A 21447-nucleotide genomic window follows, 5' to 3' on the forward strand; every position below is an offset into this window, starting at 1 on the left:
ATCCAAATGAAAAGAACTAGCCTCAAGCTATTACCTTGAAGGCTAGTTCTCTCTATAAGATCGTATTATTCCTTTACCGATCCAATAACCAATCCTTTGACAAAATAGCGCTGCATAAAAGGGTAAACAATAAGGATTGGCAGAATGGATATAAAGATTTGTGCAGCTTTGACGGAACGGTTAGAGATTTGATCCAAGGTGAAGTCATCAAAGCCGGTTTTATTGAAATCTTGTACAATGACAATCGTCTGAAGCAGCGTCGCTAGCGGCCATTTGGCTGGATCGTTCATATAGATCATGCCATCGAACCAAGAGTTCCAATGGCCAACCATTGAGAATAAAGAGAGCGTGACAATGGCGGGAAGGGAAATTGCCAAATAGATTCGAAATAGGATCGTGAAGTAGTGTGCGCCATCCATGGTTGCCGCTTCTTCAAGTTCACGGGGGACACCACGGAAAAAGTTCATCATCAGAATAAGGTTCCACACATTGAGCAGTCCAGGTAAAATGAGCACCCAGAAATTATTTAGTAAGCCGATTTTCTGAATGACCACATACGTAGGAACAATCCCTCCGTGGAACACCATAATAAATAGGAAGAACCACATATATGCATTGCGAAATCTGAATTTTTTGGAGTCAAAAGCGAGCGGGAAAGCAGCCATGATGGTGACTAGCATCCCTAGAACGGTGCCAATCACAGTTCGAAGTAAGGTTATTTGAAGTGAGTTGAAAAAGTTTTCATTGATGAATGATTTCTCATAAGCTGCAAGTGTGAAATGAACGGGCCAAAAATTGACCAAGTTCCCATCAGCCGCAGATTTATCACTAAGTGAGACGGCTAATATATGAATCATAGGCAGGATACATAGAATCGCTGTAACCGAAAGCAGCGCAACAATGAAGTAGTAGGAAAGCCGGTACGTAGGGTTTTTATAGTACATGTCGATACCTTCTTTTCATCATAGTAGTGTTAATCTAGAACACTCTGTACTTCGCTACTCGATAAGCAAAGTAGTAGGCACTTGTAATCAGAACGAAGCTGACTGCGGACTTAAATATGCCGACTGCGGACGCATAGCTGTAATTACCAGATCTGAATGCAGCGTAAACGTAAGTATCGATAATATCTCCCTTTCCAGCGACCAACGGATTGAGTAAGTTATATACCTGATCAAAATTGGCATTGAGCACGTTACCAAGCGAGAGCGTAAGAACAACGACAATAATAGGGAGCATAGAAGGAATCGTTACGTATAGTGTTTGCTTCCACCGTCCTGCGCCGTCAATTTCGGCAGCCTCGTAGAGAGCTGGGTTAATATTGGATAGCGCTGCGAGGAAGACGATCATAGAGAAACCGAATTCTTTCCAGATATCACTGACGACTAGAACAGCGCGAAACCAATTGCCATCGGCTAAAAACTGAATGGAAGGAAGTCCTATCAATTGCATGAGCCGGTTAACCATGCCTTGGAGGGAAAGCAGGTCTAGCAATATACCCGCAAGGATCACCCAAGACATAAAGTGCGGTAAATAGACAAGCGTTTGTACCCAGCGCTTTAAAGCCATCTGCCGGATCTCATTCAGCAGGAGTGCGAAGAAAACGGAAACAAACAGACTAATAGACAGTTTAAGTCCGGCGATGATGATGGTGTTCGAGATCACCTGCTTGGAGTCATGAAGGGAAAAAAATAGCTTAAAATTGTCCCAGGCTACCCATTTCGAGTGCATAAAACCGATCCATGGCTTGAAATCTTGAAAAGCAATAACAATGCCTGCTAACGGTATGTAATGAAATACGATAGCCAGGATAACGGCTGGGAGCAGCATCACGTGCAGCATCCACCTGTTACTTACAGAGACTCGCACAGACCGATTGTCAGTGCGAGTCCTTGGTGTTATATTTTGTCTTGAAATCATTTGTGCGAACACCCTCTCAGAATTAGTAATTTAATTCTATTCTGTACACGTTTGACTTCATAGTGATTGATTCTAAATATAACCACCATTTTCTTAAGGGGAATGATCCAATTGAAACTTCACCAATCGATTTTATTTAAGCTGAGCGGGGTCACCGTAGTACTCTTGATACCGGTTTTTTTATTGGTTTATTTATTTAATCAGACGAATGTCCGGATCATAAGCGAAGAAATTTCTTCCAATTCATCTAATCAACTGCTCCTGTTGAAGAGCCAGATCGAATCCGGACTAGAGAATATGATGCTGCTTCCAGGCGTTTTGGCCAGAGATTCTAAACTGGTCGCGTTAAGGAAAAGCATTGTGCTTAATGAATATTACAATATTACGCAGCAACAAATCGCGCTTCAGGAATCATTGGCGCTTCACACTTATTTGCTGAACTGGTCGCCTAGAATTGATATTTATCTCACAGAACCCAAACGCCGAATTTCGTCCTCTGGTGAGGAAATCTATAACGAAGATGTAGTGAATCAGGCCAAATACGGTCAGTGGATTTATAAGAAAGGTATCAATACACAGTCTTCATACTTCGACTTTTTCTTTACCGAATCTCTGCCAAATACTAATAACAGCACCGCAGGCAAAATGCTGGACAGCACCATTTTCTTGATTGAATTCAAAGCTTCAAGTATACAGAACTTACTAGAGCAATATGGGACTAAAAACCATAAAGCCCCTTTTCTATTGATCAATGATGATTCGATCGTAACGACCCAACAGGGGGACCATGAACTCATCGGCAAATTGACAAACCATTTGCGACTTGCGGATGAAACCGGTCATGCCCATATTACGCTTGATGACAAAAACTATTTTATGACGTATGTGTATGTGCCGCAGATTCGCTCCTATTTAGTCGACTATGTGCCTTTAAAAGAAATATTAGGACCGATCAATCACAATCAAACGATTTTTTACATCATCATGTTCCTATTGTTGTTTTTAGGATTAGCTTCGTCCTTCATGCTGTTCCGTCAAGTTCAGAAGCCGATCAGTGTGCTGACACAAGGTTTGAAAAGAGTACGGATGGGCGATTACTCCCACCGGATTGAAAGGAAATATCATAATGAGTTTGACTTTGTGACGGTAGGCTTCAATGAGATGGGTATACAGATCCAGCATCTCATTGAGAACGTGTATGAAGAAAAAAATCGCTCTCGACTTGCGAGCATGAAACAACTGCAATCTCAAATCAATCCTCATTTTCTCTATAACAGCCTTTCTTTTGTTTCGGCATGCGCAAAGCTGGGGGAGAACGATACCATCATTCAAATGTGCTATCATCTAGGGGATTACTATCGTTACTCAACCCGGGTAGAGAATCAGAATCCGAAGATCCTTGAAGAGATGGAATTTGTTCAAAATTATTTAGAAGTCATTCATATGAGGTTCGGAAGAATTAAGTATGATTTCGATGTCCCGCCTGAGTTAACACAGGAAGTGATTCCTCGTCTTCTCATACAACCTGTCGTAGAAAACGCCATTGAGCATGGACTCGAAGGAAAAGAGGGAGTTGGGCATATCCATATAACCGCTTCCAGACAAGCCGGGTGTATCGTCTTGGCGGTCGAAGACAACGGTACTGGAATGTCTGAGGAGCAAATGGAATCACTACGAAAGAAACTCATGCAACCGATTACAGAATCGACCGGATGCGGGTTGTGGAACGTTAACCAACGGTTATGTATCGCTTTTGGAGGTAGATCGGGTATTCGTCTTTCCCATTCCACCGATAGTTCAGGCGTCCGCGTAGAGCTAATTATCGATCAATCCGAAGATGAAAGCAGGGATGAACATGTATAAAATATTAATAGCAGACGATGAACCGATGCAGTTAAATAGCTTGGCAGCCTTGGAATGGGATCAGGTGGAGGTCACTCAAATCTATAAAGCATCATCAGGTAAAGAAGCGATAGAACTTCTAGAGAAGTACCCTGTCGACGTTGTGATTACGGATATACGTATGCCGGGCGTAGATGGGCTGGCACTTAGCAGGCACATTCATGAAAGGTATCGTCAGACCAAATGTATTATCGTCTCCGGATACGCCGACTTTGAGTATGCCCGCAAAGCTATTCAATACAGCACAATCTCCTATTTGCTGAAGCCTGTTAAAGATCAAGAGCTTATAGATGCCGTTCGCGAAGCGTTGGCAAGAATTAAAGAGGATTGGCAAATGATCAGTTCATACGATAATGCGATGTCCGTTTTGCGTCTAAATTTGCCGACGCTGCGCTCTGCCCTTTTATCGGACATTCTCGCTGGCAAAATAGATTTCACTTCGAAATTATCGAATAAGCTATCGTTGTACGAAGTCCCTTATGTGAAGGGTGACTCGTTTGCCATTGTAGTACTACGGTTGGAAGATTGGTTTCGTGAGTCCAAGGAGCAAGAGAGAGAGCTATATGTATATGCGATAACAAATATCGCTAATGAACTAATGCAGAGTGATTTTGAGTTATGGTCTTGTACAGATCATCTCGGATATATGGTTTTTTTCCTTAAGCCTTTATCTTCCGTAGATGAGCCCGAATCCTACGCAAGGCTGGCGGAGAAGTTAGCTGCGCAGCTTCAAACTAGTATTCAAAATTATTTGAATGGGAGAGCATCTGTACTTTTGAGTCCTTTTGGAACTTTCCCGGAAGATATTCCTGCTCTTTACCGCGGTTGTCTACAAAAGTATCGTCAATTACCTCTCAGATATCAGGATTATTTCATCCGGCTATCCGAAGAGAAAAAAAGCTACGACTTCCAGACGCTGCATACTTTGTATGCCCCGCCTACCATTATCCAATTGTTTGAGACAGGGCGTATGGACGACGTACGTACCAAATGCGCGGATATTCTGGCAGAAATGATGCACAAAAAAATGGATACCGAGGAATATATTCTCGAGGTGGTGCTTGCATTTCGCCACGCGTTTGTCTATAGCGCGCATTTGCAAGGCATGTCTCTGATTGAACTGGAATCGGAGGTTGGGGACATTTCTCGAAGGACACTTAGATCACTTGATCAGGTATCTGAATGGGTTCTTGGCATCGTTGACAAGCTCGAGCAAAAGACGATACAGCAGACTCGAAGTACGCATGAAAAGGTCATTCTGCGGATTCATCGGTATATAGAAAGCCATATATCAAACGACGTTTCCTTGCAAGCGCTTGCTGATGATGTCATGCTGCACCCCGTTTATTTATCTTCGATGTACAAGCAAGAAACGGGGGAGAACATCAGTGATTATATTTTTCGATTCCGAATGGAAAAGGCAAGTCATCTCTTGAGAAACTCCAGCATCAAAATATTTGAATTATCGCGGGAGCTTGGCTTTCAAAATCCTACTTATTTCAGTAAGCTGTTTAAAAATCATTTTGGCATGACACCTCAAGAATATAGGGGACTAAGTTAATGCAAGGAAATGATTATTTCCGGTTCGGCATACACGTGCTAAATTATATTCGGTGGGCATACCAAATGATATTGGGAGGTTGAGTGATCCAGTGAACAGTATGGAAATTGACCAATTACCGAGTATGAGTGACGAGTACACGTTGACAGAACAGCAAGTTTCCGAATATCAGAAAAATGGACACACGATGCTGAGGGCGGTTGCGTCAAAGGCTGAAATCGACGTATATGAGCCCGTCATCAGCGATAAAGTAAGGGAATTGAATTATTATCATGACAAACCATTATCAGAACGCAGTACGTATGGCAAAGCTTTTATTCAGGTTACGAATTTGAGGCTTCAGAGTGAAGCTGTCATGAAATTTACGTTAGCTAGACGATTCGCTAAAATCGCCGCTGATTTAATGGGCGTAACTGGAGTTCGCATCTATGCGGATCAAGCATTGTTTAAGGAGCCGGGCGGCGGCTATACGCCATGGCATCAGGACCAAATCTATTGGCCGCTTGATGCCCGCACGATTACGATGTGGATGCCTCTCGTTCATGTAGCTGAAGAGGTAGGCTCCATGACATTTGTATCCGGTTCACATGCATTCAATCATATTACAAGAATGGCCATCTCGGATGAATCCCATAAAACATTGGGTGATTTCATCGATAGCAAAGGTTTGGAAAAGGTGAACTATGGTGAACTTCAGGCAGGAGACGCTACCTTCCATGCAGGATGGACGCTCCATAGCGCGCCGGGGAATCCTACCGACAAGATGAGGGAAGTCATGACCGTTATCTATGTGGAGGACGGAGCTCGCCTACTGGAACCGGAAACCAATGTTAGAACACAGTGCTTACAGATGCATACACCAGGGTGCAAACCGGGTGATTTAGTGTCTAGCAACCTTAATCCACTTGTTTACCATCTTTTGTAAAAGAACAGAATCGCTATGTTTAAAGGAGAAACCGCACAGATATCCTTGACTGTTAATTCATAATCTAAATCAGGCTGCGCAGAGATGCGCAGCCTGATTTATGTAAAATGGAACAAGAAAATCCGATGACATTGCGTTAAAAATTTACTAGGTTATCTTTATTCTATATGACTACAGGAATCATTCAGACCGTTATATGATGAATTTGCTAGCAAATTGCAATCGTTATCATTATAGAATGGGGATGTGATACGTATCAGATTGAATGAGAACTTATGCAAAACTTCGAGTGATATTATGAAAATGATACACGAAGAATACGACACGGATTTAACAATTGAAGTCTGTGCGGAAAGGCTTCATTTCCACCCCAGCAACATATGGCGTTTGCTTCGGAAGGAAGCAGGGATTAACTTCAGCGATTATTTGGCGCAATATCGACTGAAAATTGCAAAGATGTGGCTTGTTGAGACAGAGATGACGATTAAGGAGATGGCCGATAAACTAAGATATACGAACGCGCAAAACTTTATCCGGTACTTTAAGAAGCGTGAAGGGGTGTCGCCGGGAAAGTTCAGGTATTTACGCAAGAGTATGTAAAAGTTAAGAATTTACTATACTATCTTTATTCATTATTACTACTATGAATCTGAAGTCCGTTATAAGATGAATTTACAGCAGCTCAACATTTTGTTTAGGGGGAAAAATATGAAAAAACCAAAGCTTTTTGTCGTCTTAGTTTCCGCGCTCGTATTCACAAGCAGTTTTTTGGCAGCCTGTTCGCAATCAAGTAATCCAGGCAACACGGCGGGTCCGAGCAGTACGGCAAAGCAAGATGCGGCAACAAGTGCCAAAAACATCGCAAGTGAAATACAAGCAGGCACGTATAAGTTCGAGCAACCTATAACGATCACGACTGTCAGATCAACTTCGTCCTCGCATGTATACAAAGCCGGTGAAGGTCCGACGGACAACGCTTCAACGAAGTGGGCAAAAGATAAACTTGGCATTGACATTAAGTATCAGTGGGTATCGCCACTCGATCAATACAGCAATAAAATTCGGTTGATGTTAAGCTCGGGTGAAAAATTGCCAGATGTTATCCGGGTAGGTGATGCAAGGTTAATTAATGACTTGGTTGAATCAGGCAGGTTTAAAGACATTTCAGCTGATTTTGAAAAGTACGCTTCCACGGAACTTAAAAACTCATTAAATAACAATCCAAAGTTGATGTGGTCATCTGTCAGCTTTGATGGGAAAAAGATGGGAATCCCGATCTTGACTCAAACGGCACTTAACAACTCGCTGCTTTGGGTGCGCCAGGATTGGCTTGATAAACTTAATTTGAAAGCGCCAACAACGCTTGACGAAATGGCTGCCGTCTTGAAAGCGTTTAAAGACAATGCGGATAAGCTTGGCGTTGGCGCAAAAGATATGGTTCCGCTCGGATTGAGCTTGAAGTCCGGATTCAAGGGATGGATTGCTGAATCAACGCCTATTTTCGGAATGTTCGGCACCGTGCCAGATCAATGGATTAAAGGTTCCGATGGCAAACTGGAATATGGTACCTTCAAGCCGGAAATCAAAGAAGGATTAACCGTGCTCGCCGATTGGTATAAAAAGGGATTCATAAGCCCAGAAGTCGGACTTCATAACGAAGGAAAGATTGCGGAGTTAGTCGCTGCCGGGAAAGTCGGCATGATGTTCGCTCCATACTGGATCCCGGCCTATCCATTACCTGATATGTTGAAAAACAACCCAAATGCCTCGTTTAAACCCTATGCGCTCCCAGTAGGACCTAGTGGAAAAGTTATGGGATACGATTACAACATTAATGGCGGGGCGCTGCTCGTCAATAAAGATTTTGAGCATACCGACGCGCTATTCTTATACTTAAACCGACTCTTTACAGCGAATAATCCAAAACAAGGCAGTGAATTCGAGAACGGCTGGTTTGAGGGTTACGATTATGTGATGAAAGACGGAAAAGTATCGATTAATCCGAAGGACTTCCCGGACGGGAAATGGATCAACAGTGTTAAGCATGATTTCCTTATGGAACCGATTGATCCCAATATCTTCAATGATACGGCGAAATTGCTTGCCAAAGGTAAAAAACCTGAAACGCCTATTGAAAAGAAGATTGCAGATAATAACACTTCTGATGCGATCTATGCAGCGGGTTTAGTATCAGATCGTGCCCAGAGTTACGTAGTCGACTCCTATCTCGGCGGCCCAACGCCTACATTGTTATCCAAAGGACCTGTTATCGACAAGATTAAAGCAGAGGGAATGCTGAAAATTATATACGGTCAAGCGCCTATTTCAAGCTTTGACGATGTGGCTAAACAATGGCAAACGGCTGGAGGGAATGAACTGACCTCTGAAGTGAATAAAGCTGCAGCGAGCAACAAATAGCTGCAATTTGAGATGATATCAATACCAACTCCTTCGGTTTCTATGTGATGGAGTTGGTATTGATTTATAAAGAGTTACGGAGGTATTCACATTGGATAAACAGACTGCAGAGATGACTGCGAGAATGAAATTAGGCTGCCAAATTTGGTTAGAGCCTACTGACTCGTCTGAACGAGTGGACCATTTATTCTCAGCCGCTGAGCGGAGCGGGTTGGGTTGGGTTCGGATCTTCCTTATGTGGCCATGGATAGAGCCGACACCCGGTCAATGGATTTTTGATACATTTGATTATGCATTCGATGCTGCCCACAAATATGGGCTTAAAATCAAAGCTACGCTGACAGCAAACTCGGGACCTTGGCATATTGGCACACCGTCTATGCTCCATTCCCATACAGGGTTTCTATCTCCCGAACAACGTGAGCCCATGTCCAACTATATTCAACAATGTGTATCCAGATATAAGGATCATCCAGCTTTAGGACAATGGATTTTATGGAACGAGCCGGTAGGAGGAAGAGAAAGGACGGAAGAGGTTCTCGTTCATTGGCGGAAATGGCTTCGGGAGCAGTATACGGAGGGGATTCAACTGTTGAATGAAAGATGGCGGACCGGATACGCTTCCTTTGAAGAGGTACCCTTTCCTGAAGATGTTCCCCATGCCAATCATAAAGGAGAAGCCTGGAATAGTTACAGGCCTTGGATTGATGACTGGCAGAGCAGAGCAGGGTGGCTCGTTAGTGAACTGGAATGGATATCGTCTATATTGAAACAAGTAGATCCCTTTACGGAGACCTGTGTAAATCCAATTCCTTTACTCGATAATCAGGCCGTATCCGGTATGGATATGAACCGAATGGGCCGAATTGTGGATGTCATTGGCGCCAGTTACCACCCTGCATGGATGTTTACGTATGCAAAGAGATCGAACTTTCCCCTATTAATGGCCGCCGGGGTCAAAAAACAATTTGCTTGTCCAGATGTGCGGCAAGTTGAGGTTACTGAAGTTCAAACAGGAAACACATTAAACTCATCTCAAAAACCAAGCGAAGCTTCTGCGGAAGAAATTAGCAAGTTCTTCCTCGCCAGTCTGGCGGCGGGAGCCCATTCCGTAACTGGATGGTGCTTAAATGTAAGAAGCTATGATTTTGAAGCGGGCGATTGGGGACTATTGAGTGATAATGATGAACCTACTTCACGCAGTCGAGCCTTAGCGTTGTTGCAAAACAAGCTCGCCACTCTACTTGAAGAGCTAGGCGATTGGACCATTCCTGAACCGAATGCCTGGGTCGGGTACGATCCACGCTCACAAGCGATAGAATGGGTGGATAACAATAAACGGTTAAAAGATGTCCCCGGACGTATGGTCCAAGATGGCGCCCACGGAGCTTCCCTTTCCACGATTGCCCTTATGCAGGCAGGGTGGAATGTTTCCATGACACGCATGAATGATATGCCTACGAATGGCGAAGGCGGTAAACTTGTGTGGCTTTCCCATGTTGTGGCTTGGGAGGAGCAGAACCTGCAAGCGGTTTTATCTTTTGCTAAAACAGGTGGCACAGTCGTTGTGGATGCTACATGCGGGAGAAAGGATTTTGATGCCAGATTGCATCGTCCATGGCCTGGCGGTATTGCGAGTGGAATTGGATTGAAGTCGAATGGTTTACTTTCCAATCCTGATGGATATGAAGTCTCTTTCCAAGGTGTTCCCATGGGTAAACTTTGTTTGGCTAGAATTGATCCTGTCTTTCAAGATGAGGGCGGATGGTTTCCATGGGAGGATCTTCGGTTTTCCAATGACGGTCAACCCCTTGTGTGGGAGAGAGGATACGGAAAAGGCAAAATTGTATTTGTCAACGGTATATTGGGGCCTTCCCTCGTACATACCGGAATAGCCAAAGGCGCAGATCGAATTGTAACCTATGTGATTTCGCAGCTATCTCATCCTATTTTAAACCAAATTAGACCTGTGTTTTCTTCAAATTCAACGGTGATTCTGCCTGTAGATACAGACAAGGGAAGGCTATCCATCTTAATTAGCGAAAACATACTCGAAAGATCGGGTCAGCCGATTGGACTTAAGGCACCGCAAGGCACTTATAAGGATTATTGGAACGATTGCGTGTACACGGTGGATGCTTCTGCTGAGTTATGGTTGCGTTCAAATGATGGCATTGCGATTCTTAAAGAAGTACATGATTAATGGACTGTGAGGTTGCTTATGAACCATCTAACAGCGTTAACAGCGATTGAAGCTATATTTCAGAAAATTGCCAATCAAACTTCGGATGCTTGGAATCTTAATATTCATCGATGGGATTGGTCTTGCGGTGTAGGTTTATATGGATTAGTTAGAGCCATAGAGGCAACGAACAATCCGGACTATTCTTCCTTTCTTCGTGGCTGGTTCGAAACGAGTTACACAGGCAGAGCATTTGGCTCTGTCAATCACGTGATTCCTGCGGTCGGAGTACTCCATCTCTTGAAGGAGCGGGAAGACTCCCGATACAGAGAAGTGTGCGAAGCGTATGCACATTGGTGTCTACATCAAGCGCTTCGCACAAATAATCGAGGATGGGCCCACGTTTGGGAGGGAGGCGATCCTGACTATAAGAATCAGTTATGGATCGACTCGATGTTTATGGCGGGCATATTTATGGTCAAATATGGACGGTTTGCGGATCGGAAGGACATCATGGAGGAAGCGTGGCTACAATTTAACATTCATATGGAGTGTTTGATTGACCCTAATGAAATGCTCTTTTACCACGGTTATCATTGCGTGAAACGCACTTGCCTTGGGGAGCACTGGGGAAGGGGAAACGGCTGGATGGTCGCGAGCCTGATCGACATACTTGAACAGCTAAGGGAAACGGGAGATAGTCCAAAGTATGATCTGTCAAAGAATCAACAACTATTTCAAAATGTTATGGAACGAGCCCGCGCATTGAGAACATCGAAAGGCATGTTACGTACGCTTCCTCTTGTTGAGAATTCGTATCCGGAAACAACGGCGACGGCATTGTTTGGATATGCTGCCCTGAAGGGATATCGAATGGGAGTGCTGTCGCATCCTTTTCGATTGTGGGGGGAGCAGATTGTTCAAACGGTATCTGGCTTCGTTTCCAAAAGCGGTATGATTGACCATTGCTCCTACGGTACGAATCCTGAAAGTAAAGAAGTGTATATGACTAGGCCATGTGATCAATCGCTGTATGCGGACGGCATTGTCATGATGCTCATGAGCGAGTATCTACTCTTACATAGGGTGCTTTAATAACCAAACAATGTTCAATAAACGAGGGGGGTGTTAAGGTTTTAAATTAAACAGTCATTTTCCGTTTCCCATAACCGCAATAAAAGGAGGATGAAAATGTCAATGAAATCAAGCAAATGGATAAGTATCGTACTTTCATTCCTAGTGATCGTAAGCACTTTGGGTTCCTTCAGTTTTGGATTACCGAATGTGGCACGAGCCGCAACATTATTTTCCGATGATTTTGAAGACGGGAACGCGGATGGCTGGTCTGTAACGAAAGGAGGCAGCTTTTCCGTAGTTACGGAGGGTACGAATGAAGTATACAAATTATCTTATATAACGAACGGTTCTAGTACACATATTTCAACTGCAGGTAATTCAACATGGACGAATTATTCGTTGGAAGCCGAAGTGAAAAATTATACGAACGATAATGTAGTCGGGATTCTGGCAAGATTCCAGAACAATAACAACTATTACAGCTTAAAAATTCTTACAGCGAGCGATACGATCATTCTGGCAAAAACACTAAACGGCGTAGAAACCGAATTGAATTCGGCCGTTTCAACACTCGATCCGAATATTTCGTATACTTTGAGATTACAAATTGACGGCAATCAATTGACCGGATTTCTGGATGGCGTTCAAATCGTATCCGCTACAGATTCGGCATTCTCTTCTGGAGGCATCGCATTCGGAGGTTATAGCAAGGGCAGCTTCAGTATAGACGATGTCATCGTTTCAGATATTGCGGCTCCGACACCGACACCAACTCCTACACCACCTCCTTCCTCGAATACCTATACTTCCAAGAAAACGTTAAGTCCTATTAATGTCGACGGTGTTTTAAACGAAAGCGTATGGACAATCGATCAAAACATTACCAAATCGACAAGTGGAACACCAAATAATACCGTTACATACGGAGCGCTTTGGGACAGCAAATACTTGTATGTAGGCGTTAAGGTGCTCGATTCAAATCTTAATAATGATTCGACGCAGTCTTTCGACGATGATTCTATTGAGCTCTTCATTGATGCGGACCACAATCACGGAACAAGTTATGACCTTAAGGATTGGCAGTTCCGTAAGGGGTATAATGATACTGCTATATTTGAAATATTGAATGAAACAGTCGGCGTGCTTCACGGCTGGTCAGCGATATCTGGCGGATATGCCGTGGAAATGGCAATCCCCTGGATAAATCTCGGTATAACCCCGACAGCTTCAGTGACGGTCGGCTTTGACATCGGGGTTAACGACGACGATAATGGGACGACACGTGACAGCCAGCTAGTATGGGCAGGCTCGGCGAACAATTGGCAAGACACTTCTGCATTCGGTGATCTCATTCTTTCCAGCGTTACGGTAGGTACGGCACCTACTCCGACTCCACCGCCACAACCCGTTCATCGATACGTGACTCCACAAGGTGCAGGAACAATGGATGGAAGCAGCTGGGCAAACGCCTTTCGCGGCGATCAAGCAGGTGGGCTCCAGGCAGCATGGAATGCGACAGGCGTTACCAATACGTTGTATGTCGGCAGCGGGACGTACACGGTTCCCCAAACCTTGACCTTGTCAAGCGCCGGAACTGGCGTCCAAAACATGAAAAAGCTGGTCGGGTTCAATTCCGGCGGCGGACTGCCAGTATTTCAAGGCGACTTTACACTTTCGAGTCAGGGGTCGCGCAAATTTATTGATGTACCGCTGGGTGTCAGCTATTGGTGGATTCAAGACATTGTTATTAATAATTATTTCTATGGTATCTATGGGGCAGGCCAGCATGAAGGTATCCGCATCCTCAATGTTGATGTTAACAATATGAGCGATGGGGTTTATATGTGGGGTAGCGCGACTAGATCCAATGCGAATGCAGGCTCACATGACATCTTGATTAAGAACGGGGAATATTCGAATTACACGAAAAGTGCCGTACGTTTCCGCAATGGAACTTATTTGGCCAGCGTCATCGGCGTTTCGGCGGATGCCGGGGGGCAGGCTAATTGGGCGGCAGGCAACTTCCCTATGGGCTTCAGGGTCGGAAATTCTCCTGCAGAATCACCGCATATATTCAATCATGACATCGTGTTTCAGGATGTTACTGCCCGAAACGCGTGGCATCAAGACGGTACTAATTATTGGAACGGTGACGGATACTCTGTTGAACGCGATTCCTACAATATTACTTACGTTCGTTCAAAAGCGTTTAATAATACAGACGGCGGTTGGGACGACAAATCTAGCAATCCTGCGTTGATTGATACAGTGGCATTCGGGAATAAACGGAATTATCGCTTTTGGTCATTGGAGAACGCTGTTCTGATACGTGCGATCGGAGCTTATTCGTTGAGACGCGGCGGCAGCGGCGGCTCAAACGGGTTATGGGCAGGCGGCGGCGGAACGGTGAATGCGTATTATAGTACTTTCTATAACAATCAGGATCAGGAAATTTCCCTCGAGGATGCCGTAGCCGTAAACATTCATCATTCGATCATCGGCCAAACGAGCGGAACAACGCTTTATGATACGGATCCAGTACCATTAACCGTAACCGATTCCGATGAGTACATCCAAGGAATTCAAGGGACCAATCCGCAGTTTGTGAATGGAGCGAATTCGAATTGGGAAGGCGGTAGCAACGATTTCAACAGTCAACTATATGGAACGACGAAAGGCTACCAATATCCTGGTCCAAATAACACGCCATATACGATTCAAATCAGTGTCGCAAGTTTGACGCTGGGAAGCTACGGAAGTCAAACGATTAGTGCTCAAGTATTGGATCAGAATAACAACCCGGTAAGCGATCCTGGGAATATCGTGTGGTACAGCAACAACGGTGATATTACCAGATTGCTGCAGTCGCGAGGGGCTAGTGCAACTGTGCAAGGTCTCACAAATGGCACGACAAGTATCGTTGCGGCATATAAGGGAGAAGCGGCGCAAATATCCGTAACTGTTAATTAATTCACTAAGCAATCAGGCTGTGCAGATATGTGCAGCCTGATTTTTTGGCATGGATAATGGACGGACGAATCGAAAAAATAAGTAGGAGGAGGGCACTTGAAGCTACCAGTACTATCATATCGGAAATAGAAAATTGAACGGAAACTGGCCATGGTCCTGCTACCGCTCATGTCTGCTCTACCGAGTTGAAGATCATGCGAGGGATTCAAGAAAAAATGTGAGCGACATATAGTCTTATGGGTTCGTTCAATTTTTGTTTCTAAAGGTAAGACGAGTCATTGAACTAACTTTGAACGATTGTTCCATACTGAAAGGGCTGCCGGTTGGCAGTCCTTCGTTTCGTTAATAGGAGCTTAGTTCAGTGAGATACAGTGTATAATAAGGGGCTAAAAAAAAGCGTGGATTTATTTATATTTATTACATGAAGCAGTAGTAAAATGCACCAGCATTATTCAAAATCTATTCTGATGCTGATGTAACGAAAGATATGGGCGAAGATCCTTTTAAAAGTATTGAACAAGCTGAGGCTTTAATTGAATTTATGAACAACCTTTTTAATAAAAATATGGCTATCCGTTGGGGGATTATTAGTAAAGAGGATAATAGCTTAATAGGTACATGTGGATACAATGGTTTGGAGATTCATCGAGGTTCTCGTGGAGAAATCGCTTATGATTTTGGTAAAAAACATTGGCGAAAAGGTTACATGACTGAAATAGTGAAATGCTTAATTACTTTTGGATTTGATACAATGGGACTATATCGAATAGAAGCATTTACGAATGTCGATGCTATTCCATCCATAAATTTATTGAAGAAAATTGGTTTTAATGAAGACGGCGTACTCAGAGGTTATTCTTCTTCTCATGGAGTTTACGTCGATAACCGTTGTTTTTCTATGTTAAAAAATGAATGGAATTAACGTGTTTTAGAAATCGTCTCTACATCTATAAAGAAACTATGACTAATTCAAAATATTGAACTACTTAGTATAAGTTCCAATATGTGGTGTTATTTCTGCTAACTAGATGAGTATAGGGAGAGTAAGTATAAGTCTGATTACTATGGAGAACTTTGCACAAAATTGTATGAAAGCAGTAAATCAGTTTCTGAAGGAAAAGAACTGGACTTTTACCTTTCTTTTGTTAAAGACGAGAATATGAAAGTACTGGAACCAATGTGCGGGAATGGTAGAATGCTTATCCCTTTTCTACAAAAAGGAATCATAAATATGATCTAATCATAATCCCGTTTGGTTCATTTTCTCTTTTGCCGGATGAATTGGTCGACAAGAGTCTTAATAATTTGAAAGCTGCTCTTAAAAGTTACGGGAAATTGCTTTTAACGATTATGTTAAAACACAGTGGAATCGAAGAGCTTCCTGAATGGGTAGAAACGGAAAGGAAACAGTTTGAGGATGAATGGATTATTACATACAAAAAAGTTCAATACAACGAGGAAGAAAGTATGCTGACTACCAAGTTCAAATATCAATCGGTTATTAATGGGCAAATTGAAAAAACTGAAATAATGGATTTCCCTCTTCGTCTTTACGTACTAGAAGAATTTGAAAATACAATCAAGTCTAATGGGTTTAATAATGTAGTTGTTCATGGAGTGAAAGATGGATATGGGGAAGGAACCTTCTTTTATTTTGAAGTAACGGGCAGATTTCAGTAATCAATATATGTATTATTAATTATTTAATTTGATGTATTACTACATATTCTACCAAATGGATATGATAACATGAAGGTTGACGGTAGCGTCTTAATGATTATGACGGGTTTGTCATTACACATGGCACTGATACGTTGGCTTATACATCCTCAGCCCTTTCATATATGCTACAGGGACTCGGAAAACCGGTTGTGCATGTTTCCGATGCCCTTCGTTTTGCCTGTGAAGATATTGGCGGCGTGTTTGTCACGTTTGATGGCCGGGTCATTCTTGGGACAAGAGCGGTTTAACTGCGGACAAAAAGTTATGACGCATTTGAGAGTATCAACCATCCTTTCGTAGCTTTTGTTAATAAAAATGAAATTAACTACCACTGGAAACCATGCAATTGTTGCCAAATTAATGTGGGCACTTGGACAAACCGATTCTCTGACACAGGTTAAAGAGATCATATAAACGCCAATAGCAGGAGATTTAACAAACAAACCAGATAAAGATGACGATAAATAAGGTCACATGAAATTGGAATTTCCGCTTACCCATAATCACCAGCATTAATATGTTGCTTAATAAGGAGACGGTAATGATGGCTCTACAAAAACAAACAATAGTCCGCTATCAGTATCCAAATGATCATGTATATTACGGAATTGTTAAGGGTGACGAAATTTTACAATTATCCAGCAGCTTTAGTGAAATAGTAAACAATGAGCTAGCATTTGATGGTAAACGAGTTAACTATCATGATGTAAAAATTTTGGAACCTGTAGCACCCTCAAAAGTGATTAATTTTGGATGGACGTATGCTGGACATGCAAGGGAGACTGGGGGCAAGGCGAATCTCAAAGAACCCTTTTTATTTTTAAAACCTACATCTTCCTTAATTCCAAATGAAGGGGATATTATTCTACCATCAAGCGATTTGACTAATCAGGTCGAAATGGAGGGGGAAGTTGCACTAATCATTGGGAAGCGCGGCAAAAATATAAAAGAAGAAGAAGCATTGGATTATGTTTTTGGCTGTACGATATTTAATGATGTCACTGCAAGAGATCTAACAAAAACGGATCCCCAGTTTACCCGCGGTAAAGGTTTTGACACTTTTGGTCCATTAGGCCCGTGGATTGTGACAGGCGTAGATCCAGCTAATTTACGAATAGTTACAACTTTAAATGGCAAAGTCGTACAAGACGGTAATACCAATCAGATGTCACTATCCATTCCTTTCCTTATCAGTTGGGTGTCACAGGTTATGACACTGGAGCCTGGTGATGTTCTGGCTACTGGATCGCCTTCAGGTAGTTGTCCCATGAGGGCGGGCGATGTCGTAACTGTGGAAGTAGAGAATATCGGCACACTACGTAATTATGTCATATAGAAAAAGTTCCCTTTAAAGGGGGACTTTTTTAGCTCATATAACTTTCTTTCAAGTAACATGCGAGTTGAATGCGAAGCAAATTCTCATAGAGATATCGCACGAAATATGAAGCAACTGTTCATTTTTTTTAATTCGCTGTATCGTTGCTGTGGTGGTTGTAACGGCTTATTTTGTTTGGTTGAGGCTTCCTGTGCCTAACGTTAGGTAAGTCGATGCTATTCATGACTCTCTTACGGTAACCGTAGGATTGCGCTAACGGGAAACGTTTGTTCAATAAGAAATCAGGACGAGGCTGCCGGCATGTATTGGCAGCCTCGTTAAAGTAATGGGCAGATTTGCTTAATAAATGCCTGTGGTGTGGAGTTGGCATCACGTGGGAAGGCACCTTAACGTGCAATACGTTGGCTGCGGCCGTTAGTAGCCAGCTTTTGGTTTTCTCCAGTACCAAAGGGTGCTAAAGATGAGATAGAGTCCCATGACTGCCGTAAGCAGTGTAAGGGTGAAGCCCGACATGTTCTCCATGGAATCAAGCCAACCGATTCTTTTCATACCGAACAGACTGATGTTAAACACGATTCCAATCAGCATAACGGACCATATGGATGAAAGGCGTACATAGATGGATCCATAAATGAATCCTAAAGCTACACCCAGAAGCTGCATCGCAATTCCTCCTGGCTGCAACGCCGCAATAATCAAAGCGATGACTAGAATTGGCCAGAATACGTGAACATGTTTCCGGGCTTCGTTAAACATGATACCAATAAACAGGATCAGCTCAAGTGCAGTGGTGAGCACTGAGGAAAGTATAATGTAAACGAAAGGAACAGAGGCGAAATATTCTTCTGTAAAATCATTGAACGTTGTAATGTTGTAGTAAAGAAGTAGTTTCATGGAGGCAGCGTTTAATAATGTGAACGCGAGCCCGATTGTTATCAAGTGAACCGAAAAGCTCGAACTGATCGGCGAGAAGCTACTAAGTCTCCAGAAGCTTACCGGTGTCTGTTTCAAAAGTCGATATTTAATGGCGTAAACAATTGCGGAAAGAGCGATTGTAATTACAAGTACCATGAATACCTGGATTGGGATGTACTTTCCTTTTCCGAACTGCCCCCATCCTAATACAGGATCAAGGACGATATTATAGAGGAAGATCACTAAAATGATTACCGTCAAATAGAGTAAGTAATTTCCCAGCATCGATAAATATCTCTTCATGAGAATCGCCGCCTTTCATTTTCGAAGAATAAACTAACTCATCCCTTTTCAGAATATTCCTTACCCATGAATAATATAATAACTCGTATTTTATTTAACGGAATATAGCGCATTCCTGCAGGATGGTTTGAATACTTCGATGAAATAAAGAGTGATTTATTATGAATCTCCCCCTTCTGTCGAATAGATGCTTAATACTGCTGAAAGCATTGGGGCTATACCCTATCGGTCTGCCTTAGGGATCTCGGAATTAAGCTAATGGGAGAACTATAGTTGAATAACAAAAAGGCTGCCGCGGCAGCCTTTTTTACTTTATGGTAGCCTACATTAATGGGGGACTCCAACTCCACATATAAGGCTCTCTTAACGTTTTAATCCTCGTTTTGCTGGCGGTACCCCTATTAATGCTTATCATTGTTTGTTAAATTTTCAATTGCGTTAGTTGTTGCATCAACAGCATTCATTGCAGCATTTTCAGTTGCTTCTAACCCTTTATGAACAGAATGAAATACAGCCCCTGCGGTATCCTTAATGTTCTCTGAGACATTTTGGGAATTTCGTTTGATGTTTTGATTAGACATTTTTTTCACCTCCTAAACGTCTTTAAGTTGTGTAAAAAAAAATATGTTATTCAGATAAATAAGACGAAATTAATGGTTGCATCATTACTTCGTCACTCAATTTACCGATATTGATTTTATTTACGCAGCGCAGCCGGTACTCGCTCGTTTGCCTTTCTCTGTTCAAGTAACGGGCAGATTAGTTAAAGGTAAACACTCTAAATTAAGCGAATTATTATAAAAATGATATGTACACTTTTATCAAATAAATGGCAGAGGGGAAATTGTCGTGCTAGACCTGACAAAGAACGTACTCGAAGACATGAACAAACAGCTTGAACGAATCATAAATAGCATAAACCAACTGGATAATGATTTGATTTGGAAAAAAATGAAGGATTCCATGAACAGTATTGGTAACCTTTGCTTACATTTAGCAGGAAACGAATATCAGAACCTCATAAGTGCAATTGGGAACAAACCTTTCATTCGGGAACGCTCTCGAGAATTTAATTCTGATGGTAGCATATCAAAAGATGAATTGAGTAGTCTTCTTTTGAGAACACGGTCCGAATCGGCAAGTATATTATCAGTTTTGTCCGAGGAGGATTTAAACAGGGAAGTCATAATCCGCTATGACTTGGACGATTGGAACAAAATGCTTCGGGTTAACGCTTTAGAAGAGGAAACCTATGAAGTGAGAGTAATCAGCCGACTTCTTGTTCAAGTAGCGGTTCACTACGGATACCATGCAGGGCAAATTGTGCTGCTCTCCAAATTATTAAAAGACTCGAATGAACACATAACAGGACAGTATCATTGATCACTCATTCAACTAACGAAAACCGAGAGTTTAGCGATAGCTGAGGAAAACCAAAATGAGATTGGTATGAAGGAGTTGATAAAGACGGTCATTTTAAAAGTTAGAGCTTATACATATTTATTTTATTGTGTTCTTTTAGATATTCGGAGCGCTTCTTATACTCATATTATTAAATGGTGGAAACCCGCATCATGGGTCCAGGTTAAAATTAATATGATTGAAATAAACAATATTGCTGATGTGTTTCATAACATACCCGAATTGCTTGTTAACAGACCAGATGAATTTGATGAAAAATGGTTTTGGGACTACCTCGGTATGATTTAATTTCCTCACGCAAGCTCGTCTATTCGCAGGATTTCATCTTTTAGATTTCAATGTGAATGAAAGTTAGTGAGATAAATTAGGATGCGCCGTTAATATGGCATGCGGGAACAGGGGTGGAGGTCGGTCTTTCTAACGGAATGGGTCGGAGCCCTTTTGTTTAACGTAACCCGATACTCCGTGCTTTCTTTGTCATCCTGCGAATACGCCAACTTGCGTGAGGTCAGGTTTTGTTTTTTAAACTGCCAATGCAAGGATTTTTTTTGGGTTGTAGGCTTCATTACTTCGAGCCAATCCTACTAAGAGTCGAGCTAACTTTGAACATAACTTCATAATAGATTTCATCTTTTAAGCTTCGTTACTTCAACAATATTAGCTGAAATCTGGACTGACTCTTAAGCTCCCTCATAGAATAAGGATTTTCTCACGAATGCTCGCTCATTCGCAGGATTTCAATATGCATGGTAAATAGGAGTTCAGCTGTTTAGGTCTTGTGTGGCAGGTAGTTC

Annotated in this window: 14 protein-coding genes and 3 pseudogenes; 13 read left to right on the top strand and 4 right to left on the bottom strand. The window is 42.5% G+C overall.

What is annotated here, in order from left to right:
* Nucleotides 1-65: 65 nt before the first annotated feature.
* Together AC58QO_RS16885 and AC58QO_RS16890 are read right to left on the bottom strand one after the other, a co-directional pair.
* Nucleotides 66-944: a carbohydrate ABC transporter permease gene (locus AC58QO_RS16885; RefSeq protein ID WP_497267433.1), complete on the bottom strand. Its 879-nt coding sequence runs from the start codon at nt 942-944 to the stop codon at nt 66-68.
* A gap of 34 nt (nt 945-978) precedes the next feature.
* Nucleotides 979-1920, bottom strand: a complete 942-nt coding sequence (locus AC58QO_RS16890) for an ABC transporter permease (protein WP_497267434.1) — start codon at nt 1918-1920, stop codon at nt 979-981.
* Between the two features lie 111 nt (nt 1921-2031).
* On the opposite strand from AC58QO_RS16890, the gene AC58QO_RS16895 reads away from it, so the two are divergent.
* The 12 genes and pseudogenes from AC58QO_RS16895 to AC58QO_RS16950 all read left to right on the top strand — a co-directional run bounded on the left by AC58QO_RS16895 (nt 2032) and on the right by AC58QO_RS16950 (nt 18013).
* A complete protein-coding gene (locus tag AC58QO_RS16895) occupies nt 2032-3783 on the top strand; it encodes a sensor histidine kinase (RefSeq protein ID WP_497267435.1) in 1752 nt (583 codons plus the stop codon).
* Nucleotides 3776-5383 carry a response regulator gene (locus AC58QO_RS16900; protein ID WP_497267437.1) on the top strand — a complete coding sequence of 536 codons (1608 nt, stop codon included), beginning with the start codon at nt 3776-3778 and terminating at the stop codon, nt 5381-5383. The genes AC58QO_RS16895 and AC58QO_RS16900 overlap by 8 nt, the downstream gene beginning before the upstream one ends.
* 100 nt (nt 5384-5483) lie before the next feature.
* Nucleotides 5484-6308, top strand: coding sequence for a phytanoyl-CoA dioxygenase family protein (locus tag AC58QO_RS16905; RefSeq protein WP_497267521.1), 825 nt, complete (start codon nt 5484-5486; stop codon nt 6306-6308).
* A 297-nt stretch (nt 6309-6605) separates the two neighbouring features.
* Entirely contained in the window at nt 6606-6908 is a 303-nt protein-coding gene (locus tag AC58QO_RS16910; protein ID WP_497267439.1) for a helix-turn-helix transcriptional regulator, read from the top strand.
* Nucleotides 6909-7016: 108 nt separating this feature from the next.
* Entirely contained in the window at nt 7017-8726 is a 1710-nt protein-coding gene (locus AC58QO_RS16915) for an extracellular solute-binding protein (RefSeq protein ID WP_497267441.1), read from the top strand.
* Nucleotides 8727-8817: 91 nt separating this feature from the next.
* Nucleotides 8818-10929 carry a beta-galactosidase gene (locus AC58QO_RS16920; protein WP_497267443.1) on the top strand — a complete coding sequence of 704 codons (2112 nt, stop codon included), beginning with the start codon at nt 8818-8820 and terminating at the stop codon, nt 10927-10929.
* Nucleotides 10930-10947: 18 nt separating this feature from the next.
* Entirely contained in the window at nt 10948-12003 is a 1056-nt protein-coding gene (locus AC58QO_RS16925) for a glycoside hydrolase family 88 protein (protein ID WP_497267445.1), read from the top strand.
* A gap of 96 nt (nt 12004-12099) precedes the next feature.
* Nucleotides 12100-14955: a sugar-binding protein gene (locus AC58QO_RS16930; protein ID WP_497267446.1), complete on the top strand. Its 2856-nt coding sequence runs from the start codon at nt 12100-12102 to the stop codon at nt 14953-14955.
* Between the two features lie 451 nt (nt 14956-15406).
* Nucleotides 15407-15877 (top strand): annotated as a pseudogene (locus tag AC58QO_RS16935) (GNAT family N-acetyltransferase); the annotation flags it as partial.
* A 162-nt stretch (nt 15878-16039) separates the two neighbouring features.
* Nucleotides 16040-16635 (top strand): annotated as a pseudogene (locus tag AC58QO_RS16940) (SAM-dependent methyltransferase).
* A gap of 92 nt (nt 16636-16727) precedes the next feature.
* Nucleotides 16728-17063, top strand: a pseudogene (locus tag AC58QO_RS16945) (asparaginase domain-containing protein); the annotation flags it as partial.
* Between the two features lie 155 nt (nt 17064-17218).
* A complete protein-coding gene (locus AC58QO_RS16950) occupies nt 17219-18013 on the top strand; it encodes a fumarylacetoacetate hydrolase family protein (RefSeq protein ID WP_497267448.1) in 795 nt (264 codons plus the stop codon).
* A gap of 414 nt (nt 18014-18427) precedes the next feature.
* Here the strand turns inward: AC58QO_RS16950 and AC58QO_RS16955 are convergent, their stop codons facing one another.
* Both AC58QO_RS16955 and AC58QO_RS16960 read right to left on the bottom strand, forming a co-directional pair.
* Nucleotides 18428-19231: a hypothetical protein gene (locus AC58QO_RS16955; protein WP_497267450.1), complete on the bottom strand. Its 804-nt coding sequence runs from the start codon at nt 19229-19231 to the stop codon at nt 18428-18430.
* Nucleotides 19232-19632: 401 nt separating this feature from the next.
* On the bottom strand, nt 19633-19812 hold the full coding sequence (locus tag AC58QO_RS16960; RefSeq protein ID WP_497267452.1) for a hypothetical protein: 180 nt from the start codon (nt 19810-19812) through the stop codon (nt 19633-19635).
* Nucleotides 19813-20080: 268 nt separating this feature from the next.
* Between AC58QO_RS16960 and AC58QO_RS16965 the strand changes: the two genes are divergently transcribed.
* Entirely contained in the window at nt 20081-20614 is a 534-nt protein-coding gene (locus AC58QO_RS16965) for a DUF1572 family protein (protein WP_497267454.1), read from the top strand.
* The last annotated feature ends 833 nt before the right edge of the window (nt 20615-21447 follow it).

Source organism: Paenibacillus sp. J31R30 (assembly GCF_059692115.1).

What these genes read in the sequence shown, in the direction of transcription:
- AC58QO_RS16885 (WP_497267433.1), bottom strand. Translation starts at nt 944, where the DNA reads ATGTACTATAAAAACCCTACGTACCGGCTTTCCTACTACTTCATTGTT.
- AC58QO_RS16890 (WP_497267434.1), bottom strand. Translation starts at nt 1,920, where the DNA reads ATGATTTCAAGACAAAATATAACACCAAGGACTCGCACTGACAATCGG.
- AC58QO_RS16900 (WP_497267437.1), top strand. Translation starts at nt 3,776, where the DNA reads ATGTATAAAATATTAATAGCAGACGATGAACCGATGCAGTTAAATAGC.
- AC58QO_RS16905 (WP_497267521.1), top strand. Translation starts at nt 5,484, where the DNA reads ATGGAAATTGACCAATTACCGAGTATGAGTGACGAGTACACGTTGACA.
- AC58QO_RS16910 (WP_497267439.1), top strand. Translation starts at nt 6,606, where the DNA reads ATGAAAATGATACACGAAGAATACGACACGGATTTAACAATTGAAGTC.
- AC58QO_RS16915 (WP_497267441.1), top strand. Translation starts at nt 7,017, where the DNA reads ATGAAAAAACCAAAGCTTTTTGTCGTCTTAGTTTCCGCGCTCGTATTC.
- AC58QO_RS16925 (WP_497267445.1), top strand. Translation starts at nt 10,948, where the DNA reads ATGAACCATCTAACAGCGTTAACAGCGATTGAAGCTATATTTCAGAAA.
- AC58QO_RS16930 (WP_497267446.1), top strand. Translation starts at nt 12,100, where the DNA reads ATGTCAATGAAATCAAGCAAATGGATAAGTATCGTACTTTCATTCCTA.
- AC58QO_RS16950 (WP_497267448.1), top strand. Translation starts at nt 17,219, where the DNA reads ATGATGGCTCTACAAAAACAAACAATAGTCCGCTATCAGTATCCAAAT.
- AC58QO_RS16955 (WP_497267450.1), bottom strand. Translation starts at nt 19,231, where the DNA reads ATGAAGAGATATTTATCGATGCTGGGAAATTACTTACTCTATTTGACG.
- AC58QO_RS16960 (WP_497267452.1), bottom strand. Translation starts at nt 19,812, where the DNA reads ATGTCTAATCAAAACATCAAACGAAATTCCCAAAATGTCTCAGAGAAC.